General features: G+C 77.0%; 9 protein-coding genes and 1 pseudogene. 6 read left to right on the top strand and 4 right to left on the bottom strand.

Going from position 1 to position 14,248, the window contains the following annotated elements; all coding sequences use genetic code 11:
* Positions 1-210: 210 nt before the first annotated feature.
* Positions 211-837, top strand: coding sequence for a TetR/AcrR family transcriptional regulator (locus tag AB0N04_RS02265; protein WP_360214265.1), 627 nt, complete (start codon positions 211-213; stop codon positions 835-837).
* Positions 838-1,007: 170 nt separating this feature from the next.
* Here AB0N04_RS02265 and AB0N04_RS02270 read toward each other — a convergent pair whose 3' ends face one another.
* Entirely contained in the window at positions 1,008-1,322 is a 315-nt protein-coding gene (locus AB0N04_RS02270; protein ID WP_360223465.1) for a cation transporter, read from the bottom strand.
* A gap of 265 nt (positions 1,323-1,587) precedes the next feature.
* On the opposite strand from AB0N04_RS02270, the gene metF reads away from it, so the two are divergent.
* Positions 1,588-2,562, top strand: a complete 975-nt coding sequence (gene metF / locus AB0N04_RS02275) for a methylenetetrahydrofolate reductase [NAD(P)H] (RefSeq protein WP_360223468.1) — start codon at positions 1,588-1,590, stop codon at positions 2,560-2,562.
* A gap of 136 nt (positions 2,563-2,698) precedes the next feature.
* On the opposite strand, the gene AB0N04_RS02280 is transcribed toward metF, so the two are convergent.
* Both AB0N04_RS02280 and AB0N04_RS02285 read right to left on the bottom strand, forming a co-directional pair.
* Positions 2,699-3,628 (bottom strand): hypothetical protein, encoded by a 930-nt coding sequence (locus tag AB0N04_RS02280; protein ID WP_363363037.1) that lies wholly within the window; start codon positions 3,626-3,628, stop codon positions 2,699-2,701.
* Between the two features lie 58 nt (positions 3,629-3,686).
* Positions 3,687-3,965 (bottom strand): annotated as a pseudogene (locus AB0N04_RS02285) (metal-sensitive transcriptional regulator); the annotation flags it as partial.
* A gap of 283 nt (positions 3,966-4,248) precedes the next feature.
* On the opposite strand from AB0N04_RS02285, the gene AB0N04_RS02290 reads away from it, so the two are divergent.
* On the top strand, positions 4,249-6,489 hold the full coding sequence (locus AB0N04_RS02290; protein WP_363363039.1) for a heavy metal translocating P-type ATPase: 2,241 nt from the start codon (positions 4,249-4,251) through the stop codon (positions 6,487-6,489).
* Positions 6,490-6,730: 241 nt separating this feature from the next.
* On the opposite strand, the gene AB0N04_RS02295 is transcribed toward AB0N04_RS02290, so the two are convergent.
* Positions 6,731-8,524, bottom strand: a complete 1,794-nt coding sequence (locus tag AB0N04_RS02295) for a hypothetical protein (protein ID WP_360217920.1) — start codon at positions 8,522-8,524, stop codon at positions 6,731-6,733.
* Between the two features lie 186 nt (positions 8,525-8,710).
* Between AB0N04_RS02295 and AB0N04_RS02300 the strand changes: the two genes are divergently transcribed.
* From AB0N04_RS02300 to grpE, 3 genes are all read left to right on the top strand, one after another.
* Positions 8,711-12,820 carry a hypothetical protein gene (locus AB0N04_RS02300; protein ID WP_360217917.1) on the top strand — a complete coding sequence of 1,370 codons (4,110 nt, stop codon included), beginning with the start codon at positions 8,711-8,713 and terminating at the stop codon, positions 12,818-12,820.
* 191 nt (positions 12,821-13,011) lie between these two features.
* The gene (locus AB0N04_RS02305; RefSeq protein WP_360217914.1) at positions 13,012-13,437 is read left to right on the top strand and encodes a hypothetical protein; all 426 of its coding nucleotides are present in this window, start codon (positions 13,012-13,014) and stop codon (positions 13,435-13,437) included.
* Positions 13,434-14,219 (top strand): nucleotide exchange factor GrpE, encoded by a 786-nt coding sequence (gene grpE / locus AB0N04_RS02310; protein ID WP_360217911.1) that lies wholly within the window; start codon positions 13,434-13,436, stop codon positions 14,217-14,219. The genes AB0N04_RS02305 and grpE overlap by 4 nt, the downstream gene beginning before the upstream one ends.
* The last annotated feature ends 29 nt before the right edge of the window (positions 14,220-14,248 follow it).

Below are 14,248 nucleotides of genomic sequence, written 5' to 3' on the forward strand. Positions count from 1 at the left end.
GGGTTCCCCCCAGGTCATCCGGACATAAGATACGGAGCGTTTCTTAGTCACGACTGTAGACTCATCCGGATAAGAAACGCAACGTATCTACGAATCGACGAAGGTCGGGTGCGGCACTCGATGGCGGACGGATCGGCGGCAGGCGGATCGGCAGCGGGCAGATCGGCGGCAGGCGGAGCGGCGAGGGGCGGAGCGGCGCCCGGCGAACCGGTGACGTCCGGCGTGCCGGTGGGCGAGGAGGTCCGCGGCAGGCCCTCGCGGCGCCGCGGCGACGAGCTGGAACGGGCGATCCTCGACGCCGTCTGGGCCGAACTCGCCGACCACGGCTACGACCGGCTCACCATGGACGGCGTCGCCGCCCGGGCCCGGACCAGCAAGCCGGTGCTGTACCGCCGCTGGCCGAACCGCGCGGCGCTCGTCGTCGCCGCCCTCGGCCGCAACGCCCCCGACTACCGGGAGCCGCCGGACACCGGCGACCTGAAGGCGGACCTGGCGCTCTTCCTGCGCGGCCTGCTGCACCGCTTCGACGACCTGCCGACCGACGCCGTGCACGGGTTCCTGGTCGACCTGATGCGCGACCCCGAGCTCCGCGGGATCTTCCGCGGCGGCCTGACCGCGCAGGGGCCGGTGAGCAGCCTGGAGGTGATGATGCGCCGGGCCGTCGACCGGGGCGAGATCGACCCCGCGCGGCTCACCCCGCGGGTCCTCTCCCTCCCGCTCGACCTGCTGCGCGACGCCTTCCTGATCGGCGGGACGGTGCCGCCCGACCGGGTCGTCGACGAGATCCTCGACGAGGTCGTCCTCCCCCTGTTGCGGGCGCCGTCCGACGCGCGGTGACCGGCCGGGCCGCCGGGGGTGCCCCGTTCCGGGGTGCCCGCGCCCTGCGGGGCCGCTCCTTGCGCACCCCCACCTGACGCACCCCCGCCCGGCATACCCCCGCCCGGTAACGCGGAGCGGCCCCCGACGACCAGGTCGTCGGGGGCCGCTCCGCGTCGTGCCGCGGTCCGTCAGCCGTCCAGGCGGCCGACCAGCTCGTAGCCGGCCTCGTCGATGGCGGCGGCGACGGCCTCGTCGGAGAGCGGGGCGGTGCTGTCGACGGTGACCCGGCCGGTGGCGAGGTCCACGGCGACGGCGCCCACGCCGTCGATCCGCTGGAGCTCGGCGGTCACCGCGGTGACGCAGTGCCCGCAGGTCATGCCCTTGACCTGGAAGACGGCCGGGCCGGCCGTCGCGGCGGCGGGGGCGTCGGTGGCGCCGGTGCCGCACGAGCCGCAGCAGGAGGCGGTCTCGGTGGACTCGACGGTGACGGCGATCTCGGTCATGGCTGTGCTCCTGTCATCGTGCCGGGCGCCGGCCGCGCGATCCGGTCGGCTGCTTCACCACTGAAGCTAGCATACCCCCAGGGGGTAATTGAAGAGGGGTGTGGAGCGGCCGGGAGCGGGCGGGTGGACCGCCTCCAGCGATCGTCAAGTCATCCTTGTGGCGGTCCTGTTGCGCCCTCCGGGGCAGGGTGGAACGCCCGCCGGCATCCCGGGCCGGCCGGCCCCTCGGCAGGCCGCCGACCCCACCACACGAGGTGAGCACCCCATGGACCACACCACCCGCCCCGGCCCGCGCGGCCTGCGCGAGATCCTGGCGGCCGGCGAGCGGACCTACTCCTTCGAGTTCTTCCCCGCCAAGGACGAGGCCGGCGAACGCGCCCTGTGGGCCGCCATCCGGCGGGTGGAGGCGGTGGCGCCGACCTTCGTGTCCGTCACCTACGGCGCCGGCGGCTCCTCGCGCGACCGCACCATCGGGACCACCGAACGGATCGCCGCCCAGACCACGCTGCGCCCCGTCGCGCACCTCACCGCCGTCGGCCACTCCACCGCCGAGCTGCAGGCCGTCCTGCGGCGCTACGCGGACGTCGGGATCCGGGACGTGCTGGCCCTGCGCGGCGACCCGCCGGGGGACCCGAACGGTGTCTGGCGGCCGCATCCGCAGGGCCTGCGGCACGCCGCCGAACTGGTCGAACTCGTCCGGGGCTGCGGTGCGTTCACGGTCGGCGTGGCGGCCTTCCCGGAGCGCCACCCGCGTTCGGCGGACTGGTCCGAGGACATCCGGCACTTCGTCGCCAAGTGCCGGGCGGGGGCGGACTACGCCGTCACCCAGATGTTCTTCGAGGTCGAGCACTACCTGCGGCTGCGCGACCGGCTGGCGGCGGCCGGCTGCGACACCCCGGTCATCCCGGAGATCATGCCGGCCACCGACGTTCGCCAGATCGCCCGCTTCGCCGAGCTGAGCGGTGCCTCCTTCCCGCCCGCGCTCGCCGCCGCGCTGGAGGCCGCCCGCGGCGACCGGGCGGCGTCCCACCGCATCGGGGTGGACCACGCGACCCGGATGGCCGAGCGCCTGCTCGGGGAGGGGGTGCCCGGGCTGCACTTCATCACGTTGAACCGCTCGACGGCGGCCCTGGAGATCCACCGGAACCTGGGACTGGACCGCCCGGCGCCACTGGGCTCCGCGGCGCCGTCGTGCTCCCCGGCGCCACAGGACCGGCCGCTGACCGGCGCCCGGGCCTGAAACCCGGCCCGATCCCGATCCCGGACCCGATCCCGGACCCGATCCCGGGCCGGGCGCCGCCCCGCCGCCGAATCCGCCGAAGCCGCCGTGCCGGGCGGTCCGTGGTGGACCGCCCGGCACGGCGCGCAGGTGGGCCTCAGTGCTGGTGGTCCACGGTCTCCCCGGTGGTCGGGGCGGCCGCCGGGCCGGGGGCGGCGGCGCCCTCGGTGGTGACGGTGAAGGCGGCGGTGTGCACGGCGTCCTGGTGCTTGAAGTCCAGGAAGAGCCGGTAGCTCCCGGCGCTCGGCGCGGTGGTGGTGAAGCCGATCTCCGGACCCGGGGCGGTGGTGTCCGGGTGGACGTGGAGGTAGGCGAGGTCCCCGGCCCGGAGGGCGACCAGGTGGCCGGAGGCGCCGAGGTAGGGCTGGAGGTCGGTGACCGGTCGGCCGTCCCGGGTGACGGTCAGGGTGAGCCGCCCGCTGCGCCCGGGGGTGAGCTCGCCGCCGAGGGCGACGGTGTAGCCGTCGACGGTGACGGTCCGTCCGGTCTCGGGCAATGGCGCGGGCCGCAGGTCGCCGGCGGCGTGCAGGTCGGCGCCCAGGGTGAGGCCCTCGGTGGCGCCGGCGGGGGTGAAGTCCGCGAAGACCCGGTAGGTGCCGGCGGCCGGCAGCGCGGCGGTGGCGCTCCAGGTGCCGTCGGCGGCGCGGGTGGGGTGCAGGTGCTGGTACCCGGAGAGGTCGCGCGGGGCGACGATCAGGTGCAGTTCCTTCTCGTGCGAGGGCTGGAAGGCGGTGACGGCCCGGCCGTCGGCGCCGAGGATCCGGAAGCGCAGGTCGGTGGGGGTGCCGGCGGTGACGAAGGGGTCGTCGAGGCTGAGGGTGTAGCCGCGCTCGGAGACCTGCAGCCCGCCGGGCAGGTGGTCGGCCGGGGTCGCGGCCTCGGTGTGTCCGGCGTGTCCGCCGTGCCCGGTGGTGCCGGCGGGCGCGGGGGCGGGACCGCGTCCGGTGGCGTGGCCGACGCCGAGGGCGAGGCCGAAGGCGGCGGTGAGCCCGGCGGTGAAGGCGGTGATCTTCAGGGCGGTGTTCATGGCGGGTCTCCTCGGTGGTGGGCGGCGGGCGCGGGCGGATGCGGCGCGGGTGGAGGGGTCAGGCGCGCAGGAGGCGGGCGATGGCGCGGGAGGCCTCGGCGACCTTGGTGTCGGCGGCCGCGGTGCCGCCGTCGGCGACGGCGTCCTGGACGCAGTGCGCGAGGTGGCCGTCGAGCAGGAGCAGGGCGACGGACTGGAGGGCCTTGGTGGCGGCCGAGACCTGGGTGAGCACGTCGATGCAGTAGGTGTCGTCGGCGACCATCCGCTGGAGGCCGCGGACCTGGCCCTCGATCCGGCGCAGTCGGCGCCGCAGGCGGTCCTGGTCGTGCCGGTAGCCGGTCATGCGGGCCTCCTCGGGAGCTCCGGCGGGGCGCTGCCGGCCCCGGTCCGATGCCCCGAGTGAATACCCCGTGGGGGTATCAAGTCAAGCGGTTCGGTCGGTCCGGAAAATACGGGAGGGGGGTATCGGTGAAGCCTTGCCCTGGATACCCCTCAGGGGTATAAATGAACTCGGCGCCGCCCGATACCCCCCATGGGTACCAGTCCGGTGGGTCCGGATCCGGCGGTGCCACCCGGCACGTCGCACGCGCCCTGTCCGACGACAGTCACGAGGAGCAACGATGACCACCCAGGCACCCGCCTCCACGGAGGTGGAACTCTCGATCGGCGGCATGACCTGCGCCTCGTGCGCGGCCCGCATCGAGAAGAAGCTGAACCGGATGGACGGCGTCTCGGCGAGCGTCAACTACGCCACCGAGAAGGCGAAGGTCTCCTACGAGGGCGACGTCGTGGTCGCCGACCTGATCGCCACCGTCGAGGCCACCGGCTACACCGCGGCGCTTCCCGCGCCGCCGGCCGCCGAGGGTGCGGGCGGGCCCGCGGAGCCGGCCGACGAGCTGGCCCCGCTGCGGCAGCGGCTGTCCACCGCGGTGGCCCTGGCGGTGCCGGTGATCGCGATGGCGATGGTGCCGGCCCTGCAGTTCGACAACTGGCAGTGGCTCTCGCTGACCCTGGCCGCCCCCGTGGTCACCTACGCCGCCTGGCCGTTCCACCGCGCCGCCTGGACCAACCTCAAGCACGGCGCGGCGACGATGGACACCCTGGTCTCGCTCGGCACCGGCGCCGCGTTCCTCTGGTCGCTGTGGGCGCTGTTCCTCGGCGACGCGGGCATGCCGGGCATGCGGCACGGCTTCGAACTGACCATCGCCCGCAGCGACGGCTCGTCGAACATCTACCTGGAGGCCGCCGCCGGCGTCACCGCCTTCATCCTGGCCGGCCGCTACTTCGAGGCCCGCTCCAAGCGCACCGCCGGGGCCGCCCTCAAGGCCCTGCTGGAGCTGGGGGCCAAGGACGTGGCCGTCCTGCGGGCCGGGCAGGAGGTGCGGATCCCGGTCGCGGAGCTCGCGGTGGGCGACCGGTTCGTGGTGCGCCCCGGGGAGAAGGTCGCCACCGACGGCACGGTGGTCGAGGGCGCCTCGGCCGTCGACGCCTCGATGCTGACCGGTGAGTCGGTGCCCGTGGAGGTCTCCGTCGGCGACGCGGTCACCGGTGCGACCGTCAACGCGGGCGGCCGACTGGTCGTCGAGGCCACCAGGGTCGGCGCCGACACCCAGCTCGCCCGGATGGCCCGGCTGGTCGAGGACGCGCAGAACGGCAAGGCCGCCGCCCAGCGCCTCGCCGACCGCATCTCCGCCGTCTTCGTCCCGATCGTGATCACCCTCGCGGTGGCCACCCTCGGCTACTGGCTGGGCACCGGCGAGGGCTGGACCGCGGCCTTCACCGCGGCCGTCGCGGTGCTGATCATCGCCTGCCCGTGCGCCCTCGGCCTGGCCACCCCGACCGCGCTCATGGTCGGCACCGGCCGCGGCGCCCAGCTCGGCATCCTGATCAAGGGCCCCGAGGTGCTGGAGAACACCCGCAAGGTCGACACCGTCGTCCTGGACAAGACCGGCACCGTCACCACCGGACGGATGACCCTGCTCGCCGTGCACACCGCCGAGGGCGTCACCGAGGCCGAGGCCCTGCGCCTGGCCGGCGCCCTGGAACACGCCTCCGAACACCCCATCGCCCGGGCCATCGCCACCGCCGCGGCCAGGGCCGGTGCGCTGCCCGCCGTCGAGGGCTTCGAGAACGTGCCGGGACTGGGCGTCCAGGGCGTGGTGGACGGCCACGCGGTGGTCGCCGGCCGGGAGGCGCTGCTGAACGACTGGTCGCAGTACCTGCCCGGGCACCTGGCCGAGGCCAAGCGCACCGCCGAGGCGGCCGGCCGCACCGCGATCGCGGTCGGCTGGGACGGCGCGGCGCGGGCCGTGCTGGAGGTCGCCGACGCCGTCAAGCCGACCAGTGCCGAGGCGATCGCCCGGCTGCGCGCCCTGGGCCTGACGCCGGTGCTGCTGACCGGGGACAACCGCGCGGCCGCCGAGGCCGTCGCCGCCGAGGTCGGCATCGCCCCGGAGCACGTCATCGCCGAGGTCATGCCGCAGGACAAGGTGGACACCGTCCGCCGGCTGCAGGCCGAGGGCCGGGTCGTGGCCATGGTCGGCGACGGGGTCAACGACGCGGCCGCGCTCGCCCAGGCCGACCTCGGCCTGGCCATGGGCACCGGCACCGACGCCGCCATCGAGGCCGGCGACCTCACCCTCGTCCGCGGGGACCTGCGGGCCGCCGCCGACGCGATCCGGCTCTCCCGCCGGACCCTGGCCACCATCAAGAGCAACCTGTTCTGGGCGTTCGGCTACAACGTGGCCGCCCTGCCGCTGGCCGCGGCCGGACTGCTCAACCCGATGATCGCGGGCGGGGCGATGGCCTTCTCCTCGGTCTTCGTGGTCGGCAACAGCCTGCGGCTGCGCCGCTTCCGCTGAGCGGCACCGCCGACGGGTACGACCGGGAGCACCACCGAGGGCCAGCACCGAGGGTCAGCACCGAGGGTCAGCACCGAGCAGGACCGCTGAGAGCACCGCGCCGCGGCCCCGGAACCCACCAGGTTCCGGGGCCTCGGCGCGTTCCGGCCGAGCGCCCACGGCGAGGCCGGGCCCGGGCCCGGGGGCCCCTCCGGTCCTGTCCGGTCCGGGAGAGGCGCCGGCCCCGGGCCCGGCACCGGCGTCAGCCCTGTTCCGGCAGGGCCACCGGCAGCCAGCGGTACGCCGCGTCCTCCTGCCAGCACTGCAACTCGCCCTCCACCACCGCGGCCAGGCACAGCCGCCAGTCGTCGCCGACCGCGAGCGCGACCCGGGTGGCCGGGCGCAGCGTGGGCCGCCACCAGCGCGGGCGGCGGGCGGCGCCGCCGGCCGGCAGCCGCAGCCGGACCCCGCCCGCGCCGGCCAGCGCGACGGTCGGGCCGCCCCGGTGCCCGGCCACCGCGACGCCCAGGGCGGGTTCGCCGTCGCCGATCTCGGAGCCCGGCCCGGCGCCCGCCCCGAGCGGGTGCAGCCGGACGGAGCCGTCCGTTCGCAGCGTGACGGCCTGCGGCCCGGCGGAGGTGAGGGCCAGGGCCCCGGCGCGCGGTGCGCCGGGCGGTCCGACCGGGGCCGGGTGCTCCGCCGAGCCGGGCCGCCAGCTCAGCACCTGTTCCCGGTGTTCGACCAGGACCAGCCAGGATCCGGGGCGTTCCTCCAGGGCGGCGAGCACCCGGTCGGCCGGGCAGCCGGGCAGCTCCCGGCCGGTGAGGGTGAGCCCGGGCGCCCAGCGGTAGGAGCGCAGTGCGCCGCCGACCGCCGTCCAGACCGTCATCTCCCCGGCCGGGTCGACGCCCCCGGCGAGCCCGCTGACGCCGCGCGCGGCCTCCCACCAGCCGGCCGCGGTGCCGACCCAGAGCGATCCGCCGCGGTCCTCGGCGCAGACCACCAGCTCGCCCTGCCGGCCTGCCCAGCCGGCCGTCAACTCGCGGACGGGGCCGGGCCCCTGGCCGGTCGGCAGCCGGTGGCCGGGGTGTCCGGGGCCGGTCAGGGCGGTGCCGTCCGGGCCGCCGGTGACCAGCAGCGGCCGGCCGGCCCGGTCGGGCAGTACGGCCAGGCCCGCGGTGCGTGCCACCGGCCGGTGGGCGCGCAGCAGTTCGCGTCCGCGGCCGACCCAGGGGCCGAGCGGGGCGGGGCGGCGCTGCGGGTCGCGGGCCAGCGGCTCGCAGGCCCACCGGACCAGCTCCTCGCCGTAGCCGGCGGCGAGCAGTTCGGCGCGGGCCTGTTCGGCGGCGAGCCGGTGGTCGAGGCGGCCGTGGTCGGGCAGCAGCAGGGTGCGCGCGAGGGTGCCGACGGCGAACAGGTCCTTGGCCGTGGTGGGGAAGCCGCCGACCTGCTCGGCCTCCGGCGGGACGTGGCCGGGGGTGAACACGGCGACGGTCAGGGTGTGGTCGAGCGGGGCCAGGAAGGTCAGGTCGATCAGCTTGACCTGGCCGTGGGCGTCCACCAGGACGTTGGCGGGGGAGATGTCGCGGTGCACCCAGCGCTTGCGGTGCAGCTCGTCGACGATCCGGCAGAGCCGGGACAGGACCTCGGCCGCCGCGGCCGGCCCGCCGCGCTGGGTGCGGGCCCAGGTGTGCAGCGGGACCCCTTCGACCCAGGGGGAGATCTGGTAGCCGAGCAGACCGCCGGCGGGCAGGGCGCCGGGCCGGTGCGGGGAGGGGCCGAGCAGGAAGCTGGGCACCACCAGGTCGGTGACGCCCAGGCGGTGGGCGTTGTGCGAGACGTCGTCCCAGCGGCCGAGCCAGCGGCGGACCTCGGAGGGGTCGCGCTCCAGCATGATCTTCGCGGCGACGAGCTCCTTGAGCCCGCTGTGGCCGGTGCGCACCGCCCGCCACACCTCGGCCTCGCCGCCCCGGTGGTGGAACTCCAGGAGCTCGTACTGCTCGGGGTCGAACTCCGGCCCGAACCGGAGCCCGGGTACCCAACGCGACTCGGACACTCGACCCCCGACTCGATGCCTCGGCTTTTCAGCTGATCCCAGGATAGTGCTCTCCGCTGTTCGGACGTCCCACGAAGGGCCTATCCTGCATTCGATCGGACAACATCATGACAGTACGTCAACTCATGATCATCACCAGCATGTTGATCATGAAATCGGTGGATCTGACCAGCAGGGGGACGGTGCATGGTGCAGCTCGCGGTGCTGCTGATCGTGGTGGCACTGGTCGGTGCGGCCGCCGTCGTACTGGCCCGGCGCCACCGCGCCCTGGACGCCGGGACGGTGGCCGCGGCCCTCGCCACGGCCGCCGAACGGCTCGCCGCCGGCAAGGCCCCGCAGGCCCGGCGCCGCTACGCCCGGCTCGCCCGCCGGCTCGCCGAGGGCCCCGCCGAACTGCTCCCGCAACGCGGCCTCGCCCTCCTCGGCCAAGCCGAGGCCACCATCCCCACCGGAGACCAGCAGGCCACCCTCGCCCTGCACCGCGAGGCCTTCCCGCTGCTCGCCGACCCGGCCCGGCAACTGCCCCGGTGGAGCCTGCGGCGCCTCGCCGCGGAACGCACCGCCGCCGCCGACGGCGACCTCGGGCCGGTCCTCGCCCTGCTGCAGGCCACCGCCGACGGCGCCGAACCCGGGGAGGAGGCCGAGGCCGTCGCCCGCACCCGGGACTGGCTGCAACGCCTCTGCCGCGAAGGCAGCCCCGCACAGCGCGAGCACGCCACCGCCGCCGCCCTCGCGGCCCTGCCCGGCCGTGACTGGCCCGTCCTCGCCCGCGCCGCCCAGCTGCGCGGCACCGACCGGGCCGCCGAGGCCGAGACCCTGCTCGCCGCGGCCGCCCCCGGCGGCAGCGGCGAACTCTGGTTCCGCTGGGGCGCCCAGCTGTTCAGCCTGCACCGCGACGAACCCGCCGTCGTCGCCTTCGACGAGGCGCTGCGCCGCGGCGCCGGCGACCCCTCCCCGTGGGGGCGCGGACCGGCGCTGCGCACCGAGACCCTGCTCTTCCGCGGCCTCGCCCGCCAGCGGCTCGGCGCCACCGACGCCGCCTGGGCCGACCTCGCGGCCGCCGCCACCGAGGCCCCCGGCGACCCCCGCCCCCGCTACGCCCTCGGCCGGCTCGCCCTGCTGCTCGGCGCCGACGAACGGGCCCGGGAGCAGTTCGCCGCCGCCCTCGCCGTCCAACCCGGCTTCGCCCCGGCCGGGTTCGGCCTCGCCCTGGTCAACGAGCGGGCCGACCGCCCCGCCGAGGCCGCCGCCGACTACCGCGCCGCCCTCGACCGGGCCCCCGACTGGCGCCCCGCCCGGGTCCGGCTCGGCGCCGCCCTGCTCGCCGCCGGCCGCGCCGCCGAGGCCGAACCGCTGCTCCGCGCCGAGGCCGACCGCGAACCGGACTCCCGCTGGGCCCGGATCGCCGCCTTCCACCACGGCCTCGCGCTGTCCCGCACCGACGACCCGGCCGGGGCGCTCACCCGCTGGGAACCGCTGCAGGACGAGGAGCTGCACGACCGCCTCGCCCTCGCCCGCGACCGGCTCGCCCGCACCCGACTGGCCGCCGACCCGGCCGCCGCCCGGGAGCTCTGGCAGCAGGCCGCCGCCGAGCACCCGGCCGCCCCCGGCTACCGGGCCGCGCTGCGCGAAGCCGCGCTGCGCGAGGCCGCCCACCTGCTGGTCACCGGCCGCGACCGGGCCGAGGAGCGCGAACGGGCCGCCGCCGCCCTCGCCCTCGCCGACACCCTGCCCGGCGCGATCACCCACCGGCAGGCCCGGCTGCGCGCCGCCCTGGCCCTGGCCGAGGGCCGGACCGAGCCCCTGGCCGGTCTGCTCGACCCCGCCGCCGGACCGCGCGAGCGCTACCACCTGGCCGCCGCCGCCCTGCTGGCCGGCCGCCCGGTGCAGACCATCGCGCTGCTCGCCCCGCTCGCACCCGACCCGGCCGGCGACCCGGCGCTCGCCCGGCTGCGCGCCCTGCTGGCCGAACGCGCCGGCAACTGGGCCGCCGCACTGGACTGGTACCGCCACTTCCTCACCGTCGGCCCGGCCCCCGCGCCGCAGGCCGCCCCGGCCGACTGCGCCGTCTGCGCCGGCCCGGCCACCGGCGCCTGCGGCGGCTGCGGCCGCGAGGCCTGCGACGCCCATCTGCACCGGGCCGCCGAGGGCGCCCCGCCGCGCTGCGTCCGCTGCGCCGGGCCCGCGCTGCGCGCCGTCCTGGACTGCGCCCGCCGGGCCGGCACGCCCGAGCAGGCCGAACCCGTCCTCGCCGCCTGGGCCCGGGCCTTCGGAGACAGCCCCGCGGCCGCGCCCGTCCGGCTCGACCTGGCCCTGCTCCGCGCCGAACTCGGCCGACTGGACGAGGCGCTGGCCGAGCTGCCCGCGCAGGCCGGGGCCGCCCGCAGCGCCGTCCTGCTCCGCCGGGCCGCCGCCGCGCTCGACACGGGGGAGCCCGGACGGGCCGCCGGCGACCTGCGCCAGGCCCTCGGCCACACCCCGGACCACCCGCAGGCCGGCCCCGCCCTCGTCCTGCTCGCCGAGCACGAGGCCCACCAGCACGCCGTCGAGGGCCGCCACCGGGAGGCCTGGGACGGCTACCACGCGCTGCTGCTCCGGGACCCGGCCCAGCCGCGGCTGCTGCACGCCCTCGGACTCGCCGGCTACCGGCTCGCCGCCGCGGCTCCCGAGGGCGCCGAACCCGACGAGCGGACCTGGGCGTGGACGCTCGGCTGCCTGGTCGCCGCCCTGCACCAGCCCGAGCTGTGGGCGGAGTCCGCCCGGATCACCGGCCGCCCGCTCGAACCCCAGCGGATCGCCACCGCCCGCACCGCGCTCACCGACCGCCTCCGGGACGACCTGCGGGCACTGGACCGCGCCGCCGGCCGCGGCGGCGACGAGGTCACCGCCTGGACCCTGCGGCTGGGCATGGAGACCCACAGCGCCGACGCCTTCGCCCGGGAGGACGTCCGCCTGGCGCTGCCCGGCCGCCCCGCCCGCCGCCTGGCGCTCGGCCCCACGCTCGACCGGCTGCTCCGGCAGGAGCCCGGACTCGCCGCCTGGGCGGCCGCCTTCGACCGGGCCGTAGAGCCCTGGCGGCGGCCCGGGGAGCCCGACGGACACCCGCTGGCCCGGGCGCTCGACCTGTTCGGCGGGCTCGGACCGCAGCACTACCTCCTCCTCCAGGGCCGTCAGGCCGCCGCGGTCGGCGCCCTGGACGCCGTGCCCGAGGCCGAACGCGGCGCCGACTGGCAGGCCCTGCTCGCCGAGAGCCTGGTCGGCCAGGCCCGCGAGCACCACCGCAACCAGGACTGGCGCGAGGCCCTCGACTGCCTCACCCGCGCCGGCACCGTACCCGGCGCCGTGCTGCCCGCCGACGCCCCGGCGATCGCCGCCGAGTCCGGCCTGCGGGCGGCCCGCGCCCTGCTCAAGACCAGCGACGACGACCAGGCGGGAGCGACCGAACTCCTGGAGAAGGCGCTGGCCCTGGCCCCCGACCACGCCGAGGTGCGCGGCGACCTCGGCGCCACCTACGCCCAGTGGGCCCGGAAGATCAACAACGAGACGAAGGACTACCCGCGCGCCCTGGGCCTGCTCCGCAAGAGCCTCGCACTCACCCCCGGCGACCCGACCGCCCGGCACTTCCTGGAGGCCGCCCTCGGCAACCGGGCCAGCCAGCTCAGCCGGCCCGACGCCCCGGACGCGGAGCTGGAGGAGGCCGCCGAGGCCTGGCGGGAGCTGATCGCGCTCAACCCGGACCCGGACCACCGGCACGGCCTCGCCTTCGTGCTGCGCCACCTCGCCCGCTCCGCCGCCTTCGCCGACCAGCGCACCCTCGCCGTCGGCCGGATGGCCGACGCGCTGCGCGCCGACCCGGACTGGGACGGCGACCCGGAGCGCGAGGCGCCGCGCCGGGTCGGCGTGATGCTCGCCAACCACGTGCTGGACAACCTGCAGGACAGCCCGTTCACCACGCAGGCCGCCATGCTCCGCAAGGCCAGCTCCTACGACGACTCGCCCGACATCCGGCGGCTGATGGTCAGCGTCTGGCGCGGCGAGGCCGTCGGCCACTACGAGGCCCGCCGCTACCCCGACGCGATCCGTCTCCTGGAAGAGGCGCTCGAGCTGTCCGGAACCCCCGAGGACGTCGCCAAGCTGCACACCGAACTCGGCGTGGTGTTCAGCTCCTACGCCGTCGCCCGGGCCAACGCCCGCGGGTTCCGGGAGGCCCGCGCACTGATCCGCCAGGCCGTCGAGCACAACCCGGACGACCGGGAGCTGCGGGCCCTCCAGCGGAGGATCAACGCGCTCCGCTGACGGCAACCGCCGTGCCGCCGGTGCCGTCCTGATGTGGTGGGGCGTCAGATTCCCCATCCCGAGGCCGAGTCGGGAGCCACCGGACGTCTGCGGCAGGCCGCACGCCACCGGACGTGAGCCGCACGTCAAAAGCTGCAAGCCGCAAGCCGCTAGCCGTGATTCGTGAGTCGTGAGGAGAGAAACCGCCCGCCATGCCACTGCACGAACCGTCGCCGTACGAGGTCCTGGGCGTTGCGCTCACGGCCGGCGTGCGCGAGATCAACCTGGCCGTCGGACCGGCGATGAAGGCCGGCCGCTTCACCCGTCAGCAGATCCAGGACGCCGCCGCGCTGCTGCGCCACCCCGACCGGCGGCTGGAGGCGGACCTCCAGCGCCCGCTGCCGCCGGAGCCCGTCGACCAGGCCGCGGGGCTGCTGGCGCCCGCCCTCGCCGAGCCGCTGCTGGTCGTCGAGCGCCCGGCGCTGCCGCCCGCCGCCTCCCTGCTGGCGCTGCACCGGGCCGAGCTGGCCGCCGACTTCACCGAACCCGCCCCCGGCGGCGCCGACCCCGAACCGCCCGTCCCCGCCCGCTACGCCGCCGACCTGTCGGTGCTGCCGCAGATCGAGGTACCCGAGTGACCGACGCACCGACCGACGTACCGACCGCCGGGCCGGCCGACGGCCTCCGGCCGCTGGACGTCCCGCAGCGCGCGCTGGAGGTCGACCTCGACCAGGCGTTCAGCCAACTCCTCTTCCGGGCCTCGCTGTTGCAGCGGCTCCGGGCGGAGGAGGCGCAGGCCGCCCGGGCCACCCAGCGTGACCTGCTGGGCATCCTGGTCGAGGTCGACGACGCGCTGGCCTCGCTCGGCCTGGACCAGGAACTGGTGCTGCTCGGGCGCGGCGCCGGGATCGAGGCCACCCGACGCCGGCTGCTCGGCCGCCTGGCCAAGGCCGGCGTGCGCCCGATGCGGCTGGAGGGCCTGGCGGCGGACCCGGCGCTGACCGAGATCGTCGGCGTGGAACCGCGGACCGGGGTGGCGCCGGAGACGGTCCTGCGGACGGTCATCACCGGGTTCTTCTGGGGTGAGGAGGTGCTGCGCCGGGCGCAGGTGGTCGTCGCCGCGCCGCCGGGGCCGGACCCGGCGCCGGAGCCGGTCCACGCGGCGGACACCGGGGGCCCCGAGGGCCCCGGGGGCTTCGAGGGGTTCGGGGACGCGGGCGCCACCGAGGACCCCGGGCCGGCGGACCCCGCGACGCCGGACGTCGCCGGGGAGCCGGCACCGGAGCCCGGGCCCGAACCGGAGCCGGCACCGGAACCGGAGCAGACCGCGGGACCCGGGGGGCCCGGGCGGCCCGCCGTCCGGCCCCCGGCCCGCCGGAAGGGCGCGGCCGCCGGTGCCCGGCGCAGGCGCAAGAAGTAGCCAGGACCACGAGGGGCAAGAGGGGAACG

Source organism: Kitasatospora sp. NPDC051702 (genome assembly GCF_040681575.1).
GTDB lineage: Bacteria > Actinomycetota > Actinomycetes > Streptomycetales > Streptomycetaceae > Kitasatospora.